General features: G+C 28.2%; 14 protein-coding genes. 1 reads left to right on the top strand and 13 read right to left on the bottom strand.

What is annotated here, in order from left to right:
- The first annotated feature begins 181 nt into the window (after positions 1-181).
- Positions 182-643: a TspO/MBR family protein gene (locus tag OC535_RS02295; RefSeq protein ID WP_024720929.1), complete on the top strand. Its 462-nt coding sequence runs from the start codon at positions 182-184 to the stop codon at positions 641-643.
- Positions 644-842: 199 nt separating this feature from the next.
- Here the strand turns inward: OC535_RS02295 and OC535_RS02290 are convergent, their stop codons facing one another.
- The 13 genes from OC535_RS02290 to OC535_RS02230 all read right to left on the bottom strand — a co-directional run bounded on the left by OC535_RS02290 (position 843) and on the right by OC535_RS02230 (position 18,002).
- The gene (locus tag OC535_RS02290; protein ID WP_024720930.1) at positions 843-2,219 is read right to left on the bottom strand and encodes an MFS transporter; all 1,377 of its coding nucleotides are present in this window, start codon (positions 2,217-2,219) and stop codon (positions 843-845) included.
- 17 nt (positions 2,220-2,236) lie between these two features.
- On the bottom strand, positions 2,237-2,707 hold the full coding sequence (locus tag OC535_RS02285; RefSeq protein ID WP_227052468.1) for a MarR family winged helix-turn-helix transcriptional regulator: 471 nt from the start codon (positions 2,705-2,707) through the stop codon (positions 2,237-2,239).
- A 703-nt stretch (positions 2,708-3,410) separates the two neighbouring features.
- Entirely contained in the window at positions 3,411-5,570 is a 2,160-nt protein-coding gene (locus tag OC535_RS02280; protein WP_227052469.1) for a glycoside hydrolase family 32 protein, read from the bottom strand.
- Positions 5,571-6,013: 443 nt separating this feature from the next.
- The gene (locus OC535_RS02275; protein ID WP_498823053.1) at positions 6,014-8,611 is read right to left on the bottom strand and encodes a cation-translocating P-type ATPase; all 2,598 of its coding nucleotides are present in this window, start codon (positions 8,609-8,611) and stop codon (positions 6,014-6,016) included.
- Between the two features lie 227 nt (positions 8,612-8,838).
- Positions 8,839-9,120, bottom strand: coding sequence for a hypothetical protein (locus OC535_RS02270; protein WP_227052471.1), 282 nt, complete (start codon positions 9,118-9,120; stop codon positions 8,839-8,841).
- A gap of 122 nt (positions 9,121-9,242) precedes the next feature.
- Entirely contained in the window at positions 9,243-11,204 is a 1,962-nt protein-coding gene (locus tag OC535_RS02265; protein WP_498823052.1) for a hypothetical protein, read from the bottom strand.
- Positions 11,155-12,327 carry a hypothetical protein gene (locus tag OC535_RS02260; RefSeq protein WP_498823051.1) on the bottom strand — a complete coding sequence of 391 codons (1,173 nt, stop codon included), beginning with the start codon at positions 12,325-12,327 and terminating at the stop codon, positions 11,155-11,157. The genes OC535_RS02265 and OC535_RS02260 overlap by 50 nt, the downstream gene beginning before the upstream one ends.
- Positions 12,293-13,138: an ATP-binding cassette domain-containing protein gene (locus OC535_RS02255; RefSeq protein ID WP_498823050.1), complete on the bottom strand. Its 846-nt coding sequence runs from the start codon at positions 13,136-13,138 to the stop codon at positions 12,293-12,295. Before OC535_RS02255 ends, OC535_RS02260 begins: the two co-directional genes overlap by 35 nt.
- Position 13,139: 1 nt before the next feature.
- Positions 13,140-13,997: a hypothetical protein gene (locus tag OC535_RS02250; protein ID WP_498823049.1), complete on the bottom strand. Its 858-nt coding sequence runs from the start codon at positions 13,995-13,997 to the stop codon at positions 13,140-13,142.
- A 2-nt stretch (positions 13,998-13,999) separates the two neighbouring features.
- Positions 14,000-15,034, bottom strand: a complete 1,035-nt coding sequence (locus OC535_RS02245; protein WP_498823048.1) for a hypothetical protein — start codon at positions 15,032-15,034, stop codon at positions 14,000-14,002.
- A 93-nt stretch (positions 15,035-15,127) separates the two neighbouring features.
- The gene (locus tag OC535_RS02240) at positions 15,128-15,532 is read right to left on the bottom strand and encodes a hypothetical protein (protein ID WP_498823047.1); all 405 of its coding nucleotides are present in this window, start codon (positions 15,530-15,532) and stop codon (positions 15,128-15,130) included.
- A gap of 681 nt (positions 15,533-16,213) precedes the next feature.
- Entirely contained in the window at positions 16,214-16,648 is a 435-nt protein-coding gene (locus tag OC535_RS02235; RefSeq protein ID WP_498823046.1) for a GNAT family N-acetyltransferase, read from the bottom strand.
- Complete coding sequence (locus OC535_RS02230; protein ID WP_498823045.1) at positions 16,626-18,002, bottom strand: UDP-N-acetylmuramoyl-L-alanyl-D-glutamate--2,6-diaminopimelate ligase; 1,377 nt, start codon at positions 18,000-18,002, stop codon at positions 16,626-16,628. The genes OC535_RS02235 and OC535_RS02230 overlap by 23 nt, the downstream gene beginning before the upstream one ends.
- Between the last annotated feature and the right edge of the window lie 321 nt (positions 18,003-18,323).

Genomic DNA, 18,323 nt, shown 5'->3' with positions numbered 1-18,323 from the left:
TAACACTATAAAGCATCAAGAAAAAGAATTCTTTCATATACAATGAAATAATTTAATATTTTATACACTAAATTTAAATCAAATAACTCTTTTACTTTCTATTATAAAAATTTTATTAAATAATAATTGTAATTAGAATAATAGTGCAAATTAAATCATAACTGTAGTAGGAGGTGATTTTTTGAAAAATCAATGGAAAAAACTAGTTATCTGTCTTGTTATACCACTTGCTGTTGGTAGTTTGTCAGCACTGCTAACACAAAACAGTATGGAAACTTTTGGATCAATCAACAAACCAATTCTAGCTCCACCGGCCTGGCTGTTTCCAATAGTTTGGACGATTCTATATATCCTTATGGGAATTGCGTCATATCTAGTTCTTACATCCTGTAAGGAAAATCATACTGCTTTAACCGTATACAGTATTCAACTTGCTTTTAATTTTTTATGGTCAATTATTTTTTTCAATCTAAAACTATACTTGTTTGCGTTTATTTGGCTTATACTATTGTGGCTGCTGATTCTTGAAACTACCATTTTATTTTATCATATATCAAAACCAGCTGGATATTTGATGGTGCCTTATCTTTTATGGGTAAGCTTTGCAGGGTACTTAAACTACTTCATCTATCTTTTAAATTGATAGTCTACTTCTTTAAATATCCAATCTATAAAACGATGACAGGTCATCATCAAAGTTTACTAGTCACCTATATTAAATCAGTAATAACATAACTTTCTAAAAATAACAGATTTTAATTAAGCAAAATCCCTCAACAGCCTATAATCAGTGTTGAGGGATTATTTCTTTATATTGCGTTATAAAAACAAAACTAATTTTATCATACTTTCAAATGTGATTCAGACTTTTTAAACAAGAGAAAAGCTATCACAATAATAACTGTTACCACTCCATAATAGATATATACAATATGGATCGCATTAATATCACTGCCTGCCAGTGTAAAAATCTGTACAGAAAGTGTTGATGCCAGCGAACTTGAAATCTGACGTATCGTATTAAAAACCGCACTTCCATCTATCCGAGCATTTCCAGAGAGCTTGCTCAATGCCATTGTCGTAGCAGGAGAGTTTAATACTGACATTGCCACGGTTTGAAATGCAAAAGCAACTGCAATATATATGATTCCTGTATGTTCTGTGAAGGATATTCCCATAAACGTATATACTGCAAACATGATCACTCCGGTAATAAACATTGGTTTGATCCCTATTTTATCATATATATTGCCCACATATAGAGTTGTAAATACTGATAGAATAGAACCAACAAGTGTTGCATAGCCATAACTTGAATCAGAATAGCCACATATCGATTTGGTTAAAATTGGAAGAACCATTGCAGATCCCATAGCAATTAAATATAAACAGATGCTGATTATAACTGCAATCGTAAAGGAAGAATCCTGAAATACGCGAAGATTCAACATCGGTTTTTTTGCTGTAAGCTGCAGCCAAGAAAAAATTATGAGAGCAATCACCCCAATTACCATGATTCCACCACTCTTTAACTGCAATATTGATTTACCGCTTATGTTACCAATACCAATCAATAAGCATGCAAAACCAATTGCTGAGATAATAACATAACCCATATTGAGACTGGCATCTGATCTTGGAGTAATATTTTTCATAAAAATACTTCCAATAATTATGATGATAATGCCAAAGGCAAACAAAGACGCAAAGACCCCTCGCCAACCAAAAGAATCCAGCATTAATCCTGCATAAGTTGGTCCTATGACAGTGGATACCATCGATGCCATGGAAAAGGCAGCCATAACCCTTCCATGTTTTTCTGAAGGAAAGACATTTAGTAGCATCACTTGTCCAAACGGTATCATCATTCCACAACCTACTGCCTGCACTAAGCGACTTACAAGAAGGATATAAAAAGACTGTGCCAAAAAAGCCGCCAAAGAACCTATTGTATAGGCACTCATAGTAACAAAAAAGTATATTTTGTTTGGAACTTTTTTAATTAGAAAAGCTGTAACAGGAATAATAATGCCAGAGACTAGTGTAGCTCCACTTGTCAGCCATTGAGCAAGATTAGCGGATACATCAAAATATTTAGTAAAGTTAGGAATCATATTTCCCGTTACAGTAGTTGACATTGCTGTAATAAATGTCGCTACGATCAAGGTAATAAATATGCCGTTTTTATCTGTTGCTGAAATATCTACATTTTTTTTCATTTGAATCTTGTACCTCCTTATTTCACTTTAGAACTATCTTTTTTGTCCATTCTGTGCCATATTTTCTGATTTAGATTCTCACTCATTTTCGATATCGTCTGTTCAGTTTTATGAATATCCTCCTTCGAAATTTCGAAGCACAGTGTATCAAAAAAGCTACGGTGTATTTCTTTGATACGTCTAACAGCGGGAATAGCTTTATCCGTCAGGTAAAGATGTTTTGTACGCTTATCCTTTTTACTTTGAATAACTTCGATATAACCATTCTCCATCAGTTTCTTGATAACTTTAGTTAGTGTTGCTTTGTCAACCCGAATGCATTCGACCATCTCCTGAGCAGTTGTGCCAGGATGATCATAGAGATATTCTACATAAAACTGCTGACCCCAGCCAATTTCAAAATCAGCTAACCCATGGTCATAATACATTTTCATTAGCCGATCTATAATGGAAATGTAACGCGCTATATTAGGAAAATTGTCATTCATAAATTTTCACCTGTCTTAATTGAAATAAATATAGAGTTATCGCATCCAGCAATCGATTACGACATTATTCTCTTATTATTGAAGCTAGTATAGCACAATATAGTAGCGTGCGAACTTTTTTAATAACAATTTAAAACTATTATACCGTCATCATCTTGTATAAAACATCTGATTTGCACTTGAAATCAAACTATCATATTGACTAATCTAGAGTTGTATCTTTGAACCACTACCTCATTTTACTATCATAAAGCATAATTTAGCTGACAAATAAAATAGAGCCAATGAATTTAAGACATAATACTCTCTAAACTATTGACTCTGCATCTAACTTTTCAATAACAATATTCTATTTTTTATAAGATACTTTTCAAGTCCTGCTGTATTAAAAGTGCAAATACTTGATAAATCTACACTGATAAGTAATATAAAAATCTTTATTTACAATAGCAGGCACATCAGAAATGATCTATTTATAATTTTACATTTAATTTTCTATAAACCATACTTATATAAATCTATCAATATAATAGTAGGATCATAGAGGAATATAAAATCATAATCCCCTTTATTTACTAGAATACTATCCTTTAACTAACACATATTTTTCTTTAATTTTTTATAAAAATAAAGATAGAAAGTATAGTTATTATAAATTCTATACTTTCTATTTTCTTTTCATCTTAGATATTACATATCTATATTAATTTTTTATCATTCTTTTTTTCAATCCTATTAATGCGATTGATAATGTAAGAATTACCATACTACCATATAATAAGATATTTTCACTATCGCCTGTTTTAACAGGGTTATTCTTTTCAACTACTGTACCATTATTGTTTAGAGAAACATTTGAATTATTTGGATCTGTTGTTTCGTTTCCATTTGGCTGATTATTTTCACCAGGGATAGTTGTTGAATCATCTGATTTTTTTGTTAAACCATTAATAGCATTAATCAAAGCTGTTTCATTTTTACTTACAGATTCATCAGTTGCAGCACTATTAAATACTTCTGCAAAAGCTTTATCATAAGCATCTTTAAATGTTGCAAAACTTTCTACTGTATAGCTATCTTCTAAATTTAAATAATTTTTTGCATCTTGTAATGTTGCACTAATACTTCTTAAATCAACATTAGCTTCTCTATAACTGTCCATTGTTGCAAAATTAATATTTGCTTTAACAGGAGTTCCTGTTGCTCCAATGCTCATATTTAAAGCGTCTTTTTCAGGGAATACTAATTCTGTTAATACTGTTGTATAATCATTTGCATATACTTCAATTGAATAATTATCAACAAAAATATGTAAAGATACTTTTCCATCTTTCATTGGAACAGGTGCTGAATAAGGATATAAAAATTTAAACCATGTACCATTTTGTGAGTGATCAGCAGGTGCTTTTTCAGCTGACATAGAATTAGAACGATCTACTGTTAATGTTTGAGATTCTACATTATAAATAACTTTTGTTTCATAATTTTCATTTTTTAGTACTTCAATTTCAACTTCTTTTGTACCTTTTTCAACTTCGAATTCAACATCCATCTGGAACTGTTGACTCTTTAATCCTTCTAATACGTTTGTTTGATTATCTAAAGTAACATTTTCAAAATTAAATTGTGCATTTTTATATGCATTATATTCTTCAACTGGTGTTTGTGCCATACGTAATCCATAAGGAGTATTTACTAAAGTAAGTTCTGCATTTAATGTAAATTGTCCATTATGTTCTTCACCCAATACTTTTCTTAATCCTTCTAAAGTAACACCATTTACTTTTGAATTATCAGCATAAGACCAGTTACTCATCCATTGAACCATTACAGTTCTACCATCCCAATTATGATAACTTTGAGCAGCATATGCATCAGGAGCATAATTCATTTCATAACGAGCTGCTGTTCCATCAGCACCAGTATCAGCAACAAATGTCCATTTTCCATCTACTTCTTGTAAATCCCCAATTTGATACCAGCGTCCACCTTCGCTTAATACATATCTATGTTCATTTGTTCCTTCAACAGGTAGATAATAAATTTCTGGACATTCTGTAATGATATCATCCTGCATTGCTTCTGCTTTCCATGTTTTTAAATCTTTTGATGAATATAATCTCAATGGTCCTCCAGCTACTGCCATGATCCATTGATTACTTTCTTCATGCCAAAATACTTTTGGATCTCTAAATGCTGTATTATTTAATGGATCATCAGATACTAAATCATCACCATCTACTCTTAATACACTACTTTCTGCCAATACTACATTTTTATAGTACTCTTTTTGTAAATCAGTTAAATCTAGTATTTCTCCTTGAGAATTTTTATATTTTCTTTCAATTCCTAAATCTGGTTCTGTCCAATTAAAACCATCTGTACTATAGGCAATTGCTTGTCTTTGACTTCCTCCACCACTCATTCCACTTGGGCGACCAGAGATAGTCCATACTGCAACTAAACCACCATCTTCAACACCATCAAAATAACCTGATGTATTGTTTTTATCCCAAACAACACTACCAGAAAAATGTCTTCTTGTACCATTTTCTGATGGATATAAACTTGCACTAAAAACATCTGGAATATCATATTCTGTCCAATTTACTAAATCACTACTTACAGCATGTCCCCAACTCATTGCACCATGATTTACACCATCTGGATAGTATTGAAAAAATAAGTGCCATTGTCCTTTATAATAAACCATACCATTAGGATCGTTACTCCATCCTTTTTCATTAGAAAAATGATATTGTAAACGATATTCTGGATTTGTTTCTTCTGCACTGACAGAAGAAGGTAAAACTATACCAAATACCATCAAACAAACTAATAATATTTTGAATAACTTTTTCATATTTTCCTCCATTTTACCTTGTCGGCAAAGCAATTTTTTATTAATTATCAATAAACCAAATCATGCTCTGTCTAATTATTATTCGCCATAATCTTATTTTCACAAAATCCCCTTCTTTACAACAAAAACCAACATTTCTTAGCGCCATTAAATGTAATCTCTAATTGTATGTATAAATTATATACCTTTTTATACCAATTTTTTAAGTGACAATTGTCACATTTTTATATTTTTTTATATTCTTCACAAAATAATAACATATTTTTAATTTTTAATATTATATTTATATAATTCTAAAGTAATATAAAAAGGCTTCTAATATGATAAAATATCATATTAGACTGCCTTTATTTATCAAAATCTAATCTTATTAATTTGATAATTTTTGAATTTTCTCTAAACTTATATTATTTACATATACCAAATAACAAAATCTATTAATTTCATTTACTTTTATGAAATAATTTAACAAGTTCACAAATAACTATTGTCGATAAACATAATCCGATACAAATTAGCCATTGAACTAGGTGGAGCCTTTGAAGTTTAAAAATATAAGCTAATTCGGGAATTGTTATAATGATAACTTGTAGGAACAACCCTGCCGCTAAAGATCCCCATAGATAGACATTATTAAATAAACGTTTATTTAAAATCGAATGATGTGATTTAACATTAAACGAATGAACAAGTTGACAGCCACACAAAGTAATAAACGCCATTGTCATTCCTGTCAAATGATCGATTTGATTACCGATTGCATAAGCAACCAATGTTAATATTCCAATCATTATCCCTTGCCATGCAATTGTAAAACCTAATCCATTAGAAAAGAAACTTTCATTTTTATCACGCGGTTTGCGCTCCATTACATCAGGTTCTACAGGTTCCATCCCTAGTGCAAAAGCAGGTAAACTATCTGTAATTAAATTAACCCATAATAAATGAATTGGTAATAACGGTACTCCAAAATCAAATGGTGTAAGCAAAGAAATGATGGAAGCACCAAAAATAGTTAGTACTTCACCAATATTACTTGATAACAAAAACTGAACATCTTTTTTAATATTATCAAAAATTCCGCGCCCTTCCTTGATTGAAGTAATGATCGTTGCAAAATTATCATCTGTTAAAATCATACTTGCGGCTCCTTTTGCAACATCAGTACCCGTAATTCCCATCGCACAGCCAATATCAGCAGCTTTTAGCGCTGGTGAGTCATTTACACCATCACCCGTCATCGCAACAACCTGCCCCTGATTCTGCCATGCTTTTACAATTCTTACTTTATGTTCAGGAGCTACTCTTGCATATACTGAATATTCCTCAATGTGCTCACGTAAATAATCATCACTCATCTTTTCTAATTCGCTACCCATGATTGCTTTTTGATTTGATTCCAAAATTCCTAAACTTCGAGCAATGGCACTGGCTGTAATAACGTGGTCACCAGTAATCATAATCGTTCTAACACCAGCTTTTTTGGCTTCAGCAACAGCTTTTTTGGCTTCTTCACGAGGTGGATCGATCATTCCTACCATTCCTACAAAAGTTAAATCGTTTTCAACTAGTTCGCTAGTAATTTTATCTGGCATTTTTTGCCAATAACGAATTCCCAAAGCTAATACCCGAAGGGCATCGTTAGACATCGTTTCATTAACTCGATCAACTTCTTCTAAATCAAGATCTTTACAACGACTAAATACAACATCCGGACCCCCTTTAGTAATTGAAAGAATCTTGCCTTCATGTTTCACAAAAACTGTCATCATCTTACGATTTGAATCAAATGCTAATTCGTTGAACCTTGGATAATCTTTTGCCAAAGCTTCTTTAGTAAAACCTTTTTCTAAACTAGCTTTTACTAAAGCTGTTTCTGTAGGATCACCTATTAAGACTTCTTTACCAGCTATATTACTGATACTCCCATCACTACATAAAGTGAAATAATTCAATAATTCATTTGTTTCTTTACTGCATGTTTCAAGTGGTTCAATTTGCTGCTTATAACGATATGTCTTTATAACCGTCATTTTATTTTGAGTTAAAGTACCGGTTTTATCAGAACAGACAATTGAGGTGCTACCTAACGTTTCTACTGCTGGCAAGCTCTTTACGATAGCGTTCTTTTTAACCATTCTTTGTACACTTAATGCCAAAACTACTGTAACGACTGTTGCTAATCCCTCAGGAATAGCAGCTACCGCCAATGCAATTGCTGTTTTGAAAGCTTCTAGAGCAGTTAACCCTGATAATACTTCCATAAAGAAAACGACAATACAAATTATAATACACAAAATACCAATACTTTTACCAATTTGATCCAACTGATCTTGAAGAGGTGTATTTTGACTTTTAGTCTGTTGCAGCATTGTGGCAATTTTACCAACTTCATTATTTTCACCTGTTGTTGTAACTAATGCAACACCACGCCCATAAGTAACATTACAAGAAGCATGAACCATATTATTTCTCTCTGCTAAAGGAACTTCTTCTTTAGTAATTATCGCACTATTTTTTTCAACTGGTACACTTTCACCCGTAAGCGCACTTTCATCAACCTTTAAATTAAAAGCCTCAATTAAACGACCATCACTAGCTATATTATCACCGGCTTCTAATACTAACAAATCACCTGGAACAACTTTACTAGTTTCAACTGTAATTGTATTTCCGTTACGAATCACTTTTGCTTTAGGACTAGCCATCTTTTCTAATGCTTCAAGAGCACGCTGGGCATTATTTTCTTGAACTAATCCTAAAATAGCATTAATGATAACTACCACAATAATAATAACACTATCGATCCATTCTGATGGTTCAACAATAATACTAACAATTGCGGCAATAATTAAGATAATTGTTAAAACATCTTTAAATTGTAAAATAAATCTCACTATCAATGATTGTTTAGGGGCTTTTTTCAATTCATTTGGGCCATACTTTTCAAGATTATCTTTAGCCTGTTTATCTGTTAATCCATTTTTTAAATCAGTTGAAAACTTCTGTACTAATTCCTGTAATTCTTGATTATAAAACATTTTTCTCTCTCCTTTTTAATATTTTATGCAAAAACGAGACTCCTATCGTATTTGCATACAATAAAAGTCTCGTTGTTTAATTACGATCCGGATATACCTATCGAGCTGACGACTCGTAAACCTCAATGGCTAACTACTCCCTTTTATATATACTATTTTATCACCTAGTATTTTTAAAAGCAAATATCTTTTTTATATTATATCCAGAAATAATCTAATCATTCCTACTAATGCATATTTTTAACGCGCCAGCAGTCATTTGAACGACTATTGCCATTATTCATTACAACGATATTAATTTTTCGTCTTTTATGATATACATCTTCATCGATCATATCATAAATTGCCGAAATTCGTTTGTGACCATCTTGACAATAATATTTTCCATTTTCAATCACTACTTTGATAGGGAAAGATAAACCGATCCGTTTGATTGATTCATATAAACTTTTAGAATAATCTTTTTTAATAAAACTAATTTCTTCTATATCAATTTGCTGTATTCTCATCTACATTACCCCATCTTAAAATTACATGCATATCATCGACTTAAAAATCAAGACTAAAACTAAAGAAAATAGGTTTAAAGAACTCATTATATCTTACTTTAAAATACTTATTTTCTTATAAACTAATCTTCAATGCTTTTAAGCAGATTATAAGTATCCAAAGCAACTATATTTAGAGCTACATTTTTGTCTGCATTTTTAGCGTCACTAATATAGTATAAATATTTACCATCGTTAGATATTTTAATTGAATATCCTTTTTCAGCAGTAATCTGAAGACTAATTTTATTAATAAGATCGTAACTAAATACGCCTTGATCAGTATTATAATAAACAATATTATCATAGATATCAAAATTATTTACAGGAATATCACAAATTAAAGTTCTTTTTTCATAAATTTTTTTGTCTTTAATACTATGGCAATATATCTTATCCTTGTAAATAAAAAAGTAATCACATAAAACCGTATCAATTAATTCTTTTTTCTTAGTTGTTAATGAATATTTTATAATTTGATTATTACTTTGTAGTGAATATATGCAATTATCATATAATGAAATAACGTTAGAAAAATCACCTTCAATCAAAACATTATCATTTTTATCAGTAATACGATTATCATATACGCAAATATAATTATTTTTATTACCTAATATTCTAACACTAATATTGTCTAGATTTAATATATTATGTTCTTCATTAATATTTAAATAATTTCTTTTTTCCTTACTAATATCATTTATCTTTTCTGTAACAAATTCTTTTAAATCCAAATTATATAAAATTCTATCACTATCATTACCAGATATATAAATAATATGATCATCAAATGCGAATATATTATGTAAAAAATCATCTGATTCAAGGGGATTTCGATATAATGAATATGCAGATAAACTTTCTTTTTCAAATAATTGTTGGTTAAAATAAAGATATTTATCAGTTTCACTAAAATTAATGTTTTGATAACTGTTATATGTTTCTTTAAGATAGACATTATCTTTCTTACAACCACTAAGTAAAAATAGGCATAACATAAGTAAAAATATCTTTTTAGATTTAAATAATGTTAATTTAATAAAAAGAATGGTTAATATAAGTATTATACATAAAATTTTAATATCAAAAGCCATTATCGTATCACCAATTCCAGCGAAATAGTTACCAGGAATAAGAAAACTAACAAATGGTAAATATAGAAGTAATCGATCATTACCAAAGAATCCTTTAATAATATAACATAAAAGAAATAGTAAGATTAAAATAAATGCGGCTTTTTTTATCAAACGATTAAATATTGATGCTATTGCAGCAAGCAGCCAGCTGCCAATGATCATTAATATAATAGATATAATATAAAATTGGAATAAAGTAATGTTAATTGTTTCTTTACTTATCCAGCTAATATTATGAATTGAAAAATTTAAATCAATATATTGATTCATTTGTAAAATCTTAATTGCATTTGTTAAAATAATAAAAACAAGTGTAAATATCAAAAAGACCAATATTTTAGCTATATGACTATATTTTTTACCTCCGGAAGTTATTTGTTCATATATAATGGTATTATTATCATAGTCTTTTAGAAAAATTGTATATATCATGTATAAAATAACAAAAAGTTGAATATAATCAAAATCACACATTGTTAGAAATGAAATAAATTTACTGTTACAAATTTGTAAATCAGGATTATTTTTTACTGATAAATATTGTTTATAAAAAAGATTAAATCCTGTTTCTTTTTTTAATTTTTTATTTAATTGATTTTGTTTATTAATGTATTGATCTTCACTAAGTTTGCCATCTTGATACTCTTTAATCAATGTAGAATATTCGTTTGTTTGAAATTCAGCATTGATTTGTTCAATTTCTTTTATTCTTTCATCTGTTAATTTTCCAGAAAATCGTTCAATATATTCATTATAATAAATTTCATCATCAGACATTTTTGCCTGATAAGAATAAAATTGGAAATTAAATAAAGAAATAGAAAAGATGGCAGCTGTAACCAAAATAATAAGTCCTTTATTTTTGATTAAAAATATTTTTAATGTTTCTACAAAAATAGGTTTCATAAATGTCTCCAGAAAATAAAAGAATATAATTAATAATAATTAGTATTACAAAATTAATACTACCTTTAATAATACGATCAATTAATTCAACGTTTTTAATAAATAGATCTTTTATTGATGAAAAATCAATCAAACTATAAAAATTATTATTATATGCAAAAATTGATAAAACTAAAATAATAAATCCTACAATAACTCCCTGATAATTATATTTGATAAACTTAAAAACTGTCATTATAGTTAATGCAAAGAGCACACATCCTATAATTTGCATTAAATTATTGATAATCATATAACTAGCTATTGATATTAATGAAGCACTAAATTTAAAATCAGTAATAGCATATAAAGGTTGTAACCAGCCTTTATCAGCTCCTAAAAAGAAATAAATGATAAAAGTTTCTAATGAAAATATTATCGATATTAATCCTGAAATTAAAATTAATATAATAATTTTAGGTAAAAAAATTTTCTTCTTTCCATTTCTAACTAATTTATAATATATAACCGTACCTTCCTGCTTTTCTTTTAAAAAAATGACAGTAGTTAACATTATTATTAAAACTAGACTAAGTAAAAAAGAAAAGTTGTAGTTAAGATAACTATTGATCAAAGTATAATCATAATAATAACTTAAATTTCTTTGTTTATAGGTTTTTAAAAGCTCATTATTATATTCTTTCCATGAATCATTAGTTGTTAATTGTTTGTTTTCTTCAGCAATAGTAATAATATTTTTAATACTATTACTATAATTTATACAATTTTGATAATCTTCAAATATCTCACTAAAAAGTTGATTATCGCCAAAAACATAGCCACTATAAGTATTTTTGTCAATCCTATCTGTTTGATAATCACCAGCTTCAACTTTTTGCTGAGTCATATTATAATTATTCAATAAAAAATCATAATTTTCTTGCGTTATTGGTCCTTCAATTTCAGCTAAAATTTTCTTTTTTCCTTCATAAAGTGAGCCATGACAATCAGGATAAACTTTATATATGATCTGGGCTGCATTTAGAAAAAGAAGCACCCCTAAAAGAATTATTAATGATTTAGATCTTAAAACTTTTTTTAATTCATATTTAATCATCATTACCATAATAATAAAGATAAACATCCTCCAAAGTAATATCATCACATGATTGATAAGATACCCGCGTTTTACTTATAAATTTTATTTTATATCCTGAAGTTATTGGCTGGATATGAGTAATCTGGTTAGTTTTAAAATCTTTTAATTCTTCTGCATTAATAGTTGTTTGATAAAAATATTTTTTTACATCTTCAATCAAATCATCAGGTCCTTTACAAGCAATCATTTCACCATTTTTTAATAATATAATTTTATCTGCTAAATTTTCCATATCAGAAATAATATGTGTTGAAATGATGATAATTTTATTTTTAGCTAATTGCCCTAAAATATTTTTTAATCTGATTCGTTCTCTTGGATCCAATCCTGCAGTTGGTTCATCAAGTAAAATGATCTTAGGATCATTTAACAACGTTTGACAAATTAATAATCGTTGTTTCATTCCCCCAGATAAACTTTTTATTTTTTTATCTGCTTTATCAGTTAAGTTAACTAAAGCTAAAACTTCGTCAATTATTTTATTATTATCAACTTCTTTTAAAATACAAATATAGTTCAAAAATTCGCGACAAGTAAAATTTTGATAAAGAGCATTATACTGCGGTAAATAGCCAAAATTTTGATAATATTCATCGCTTAAAAATTTATATTCATCATATGATATCATTCCAGAATCATAAGGAATCAAACCGCTGATTATGTTCATCAATGTTGATTTGCCAGCACCATTAGGGCCAACTAATCCATATATTCCTGGAGTTAATGTTAATGATATATTATGTAAAGCGATACTTTTTCGATAACGCTTTTGCAAATCGTCAATCTTAAACAACATATCATTCCCTCACTAATGTCGAACTTTGTTCTGGAAAATTTACATCATCTAAAGGAACAGCAAAAATTTTGATATTTTTGGTATCATCATTTTTTAGCGTAACATTCATCGATGCCATTTGGCCTGAAACTAAATCCACATAATAAGATTGAGTGGGAATAAGATCTTCTAAGATCCAAACTCGATACACTGTTGGGGTTCCAACAAGTTCAAGTGAAATATTTTCTCCTTTTTTAAAAACACCTTTAGAATTGGAAGGAAATTTTATCAAAAGATTTTCGTTAAGATAATTATCACGATCTTGATATTTTTCAATAATATCAGCATCAATAGGTCTATAAGTGACATTTTCATTATCACCAGGTACTATTTCATTACTATCTTGTTCTAATTTAAGAGTAGTTTTTCCACATACGATAATATGATGTTGATTAGTCATTGATAACAAATCATCAACAACTTCACAATCAGCAATCAACGCACCCTGCATCGACAAAACTTCGCCCGCTTTACCATTATTAGGAGTAAATGTTACTGTATCTGTAATTTTACTGTCATTTTTCCCATCTATTTTATATACAAGTCCTTCATCATTATTTCCTTTTAATATTTGCGGAATTCCATTAATATAAATCATTAGCCCTAATTTACTATCACGACCAGTTAATTCATAAGTGAAATTAACAGTGACTTCGTTACCATTATAAATATAACCGGTTTCAATATTTTCTAGCCCAAAACCTACTTGTAAATTTGTTGTTTCACTTATTTTATCAGTATCAATATCATTTTCTTTTTGAACATTTACACATCCTGTAAAAAGAAAAATCATTATAACAAAAACAATTAATTTTTTCATAATTATTCAATCTCCATTACACTAAATTCAGATTTTTCTTCATTAATATACCCATATAAATATAATTTTTTATCATAATATACACAATTTATTAAATAAGTATATTTTTTATCAAACGATGTATATTCTTTATCATTAAATAAAACTTTAGGATCACTAACGCCTGCATCTCCTGATTCAATAATTATAATTCCTGATGACGCCAAACGTGCGTTTTCTGAATCCTCTAAAGACATCGTTAATTGTTTACTATTTACTCCATCAAAATAACAGCTAATACTTTTGCTGTTTTCTTCAGGTGCTACAGATTGATTATGAACTAATACTTTATTTTCATATACGGATAAAATTACTGCACTACTATTTATTTTTTCATAGGTATGTGAAGCAATATCAACAGTTCCATAACAGCTAGTAGACTGTTCACCATATTCTAGATAAGTTGCTCCTGTGTAACATAGCGTATTATTATCTAAAAAAGCCATTTCAAAAATAAAATTCAATTTATCTAAATTATCGTCAAATGTTAAAATATTAATTATTTCATCATTTTCAAGAGTTAATAAATTTAATGAATGATCTCCTTTTATAAAAGCAGCATATTTTAAATCCTGAGAAACACATGTAGATGCAATAAAATTAGCATTATAATTAGAAAAATCTACAGATTTTATTAATTTATAATCTTTATTATATATATCAATATAAAGACTATTACCATAACTTACTGTAAAACCGTTTAATAATATTGTTATTGTTGCTTTGACCAAAGGACCATCATGAATTTTTTCTTTTAAAATAGTTTGTTCATCTTTTAATGAATATACTATTAAATCAGCATGATCTTTATCAGCTGCAACAACTATAAATTCATCATTATATATTTTATAATCTAATAAGTCATAATTTTCTAAAATTTTTTCAATAGATTTATTACTATTCTCAATCGTTTTTTTAGAATTGTTTTCTATTTTTGAATGACTGCATCCTGATATTAATAGTAATAACACTAAAAAAACTAATCTTTTTTTTATCATAAACATTTTCTATAAATATTATTTTCCTTTCAACTTTCAATTTTGAAAACATTTCCCGAAAATAATTTAATAAATATTTAAGATTAAATATAATTAATATTGTGTTGATGTATATACAGCATAGCCATTTGTATGAATTGCATCATGAGTTCCATAAAATGTAAGTCTTGTATTACTATAACCGCCTACTTCATAAGTTCCACCAACACTTGTTGCATTACTATTTGAAAAACGATCATCGCCAATAGTTTCACCAGTACTTGTTTTTTTTGCTTCAACTGAAAATATAATTCTATTAACTTTTTGATCTATTCTGGTAACACCAGAACAAATTTTTCCACCATAGTTTGAGCTAACGCCACCACCGATACTACCATATAATGTCCCATATGGTGTACTTTTAGTAACGGTTGCAGCAGCAAATGATGGTATTACATTTGTGAACAATAATGATCCTGATAAAACTAAAATTGATAAAAACTTAAAACATTTCTTCATATCCTTTATCCCCTTTATATTATATATTTGGGAAATGTTTTCATACCAATATGCTATCATAAATAATATATTTATTCAATAGCACATATATTTAATAAGTATTATTGTAATGATAAAATTAGACTTTAAAATTAATTATTTTAGTTTATAATACATTAAAAAATCTTTAAATTTAATTAAATTGATTAATAGTTAATAAATTAGTTATTAATAGACTTGTAATTTTTTTTAATTTATAAATTAATTAATAAAAACACGAATTATCAATAATAGTTTGAACCAAGAATATTAAATTAAGAAAACTAACCTGTAAAAGTCTAATCCTCACTCAAAAATAAAACCGGATAAGAAAATTATCTTACCCTAAAACACTTATTATAAATTAAAGAATATTTATATTAAAATCAACTGCATAATAATATTTTGTGTAACATTACTTAGAACATATCCACCAAATTCAATAATACACTCCACTTTCATAATTTAAATAAGAGTTAATATATTTAGTTACTGCAACTGTATCTTTTGCTCAATCTTCGCTAATTATTATAGACGCAGCAAATATAGTAAAATAAAAATGTGCAAGTCTCCTACCTGTTTGGACTTACACACTTATTTATATTTATTTACACAACTACATAATAACAAATATTAGTAAATTAAAGTAGTATCCAATATTTTTTAAATATTTTTATCATTTAAACTTAAATTTCGATAAACTACATCATCTCGTTGAATAAAGCCTAATTTGTGCCAAAAAGCATTACCTGCTTCATTATTGCTAAAAGTAACTAAAGCTACTTTGTTTATTCCCTCAACTTTCAATGATTCTAAACATTTATTAACTAAGTTACTTGCAATCCCTTTACGCTGATGATCTTCTTTAACGGTTAAATGATAAATATAACCTCTTCTTCCATCATTTCCCGCCATAATCACCCCAACGATTTTATCATCTACTAAAGCAACATGATTTGTATTAGGATTACGTATTAAAAACTTTTTGATTCCTTCTAAACTATCATCCAAGCTCCTTAATCCCAGACCAGCTGTGTTTTTCCATAAATCATAAACTTCATAATAATCATTTATTTCAAATAGACGGATGTTCAACAATATATTTTGATACCTCCTCTTGATCACTAAAATGATGTCTACCATCTTTAGTTTCCTGATAATCTTCATGCCCTTTACCTAAGATCATCAAGATGTCATTATGTTCAAGCATAGCCATACCTTTGATGATTGCTTTTCTACGATCAACGATAACTTCAAAATTATCAGCAGACAAATCAGTAACGATATCATTTAAAATTGCTTCTGGTTCTTCTTTTCGGGGATTATCACTAGTAAAAATAACATAATCACTGTTTTCAACTGCTATCTTACCCATGATCGGGCGTTTTAAAACATCTCTATTTCCACCACAGCCTATTATTGTAATTATTCTACCACTTTTAAATTCCTGAGCACTGACTAAGACATTTTTAACCGCATCTGGAGTATGAGCATAGTCTACAAAAATACTGTTAGTTCCATATTTAATTAGTTCCATACGTCCTGATGGTGCTTTTAACCCCTCATTTAATGATAAAATATTTTCAATTTCAAATCCTAATTTATTCACTAAAAGCAGTGCAATCAAATAATTATAGATATTATATCTACCAACCATATTCAATACAGCTTCATATTTTTTATCTAAAAATGAAAATTTAAAAGTTGTTCCTAAATGAGAAAATCTCATTTCATCAATTATTAAATCACCAGCTTTTTCACTAATAATAATGTTATTATTTTCTGGTAAGATAAAATGTTGACAGTGGGGATCATCGCCATTAATAATCGTAATTTTATTTTTTCTTGTTTTTGTAAATAATTTCTTTTTAGCATTAGCATAATTTTCTAACGTCTTATGATAATCTAAGTGATCTTGAGTCAAATTAGTAAAAGCCACCTCATCAAACTCTAAACCATAAATTCTTTCTTTATCTAAAGCATGAGAGCTAACTTCCATAACAAAATAATCAACACCTGCTTCTTTAGCCTCTAATAACATACTATATAATACATCAACATCTGGTGTTGTATTTACCATTTTTCGTTTAACATCACCATAATAAAAACCAACTGTACCCATATAAGCTACATTTTGCTTTAACATTTTTAAAATTTGATAGATCATCAAACATGTCGTTGTCTTACCATTAGTTCCTGTTATTCCAATTAATTTCATATCTTTAATCAAAGGATAATAATTTTTATAAAGATATTCTTTTAAATATTCTCGTGTATTTTCAACAACTACAGTTTCAACACTGTAATTTCCATGTTCAACAATCACTTTAACAGCACCGTTTTTAATTGCCTGTTCAATATAATCATGACCATCTCTTACAACATTAACAATGGCAATAAACGTATCACCAGGCTTTACTTTTCTTGAATCTGTTTTTAATGCTATTTCCACTATTTTCACCTCATTTGTTCCTATTATAGCGCATCTTAGAGAAAAAGTATTCAATTTAATGCGTAAAGTAATAAATTTTAATATCTTTTCCCGTATAGTAATGTTTGATCTGTATTTTTGATTACCTTTTATTTCTTTGATATTCACATAAAACTTTTGTAATTTTAATATGATTAAGTATATTAATTTCACTATTTCGTACATTTTGATTTTTTAAAATCCTATCACAAAATATTTTAATCACATTATATACTTTTTGATGTAATTATTGATTCAAACTATCCGAAAACTATGTAATAGCTATTTTCAAAATGAACAATA

This window comes from Clostridium sp. Marseille-Q5894 (assembly GCF_946902305.1).
GTDB lineage: Bacteria > Bacillota_I > Bacilli_A > Erysipelotrichales > Coprobacillaceae > Thomasclavelia.
This window is presented reverse-complemented; position numbering and strand designations above follow the sequence as displayed.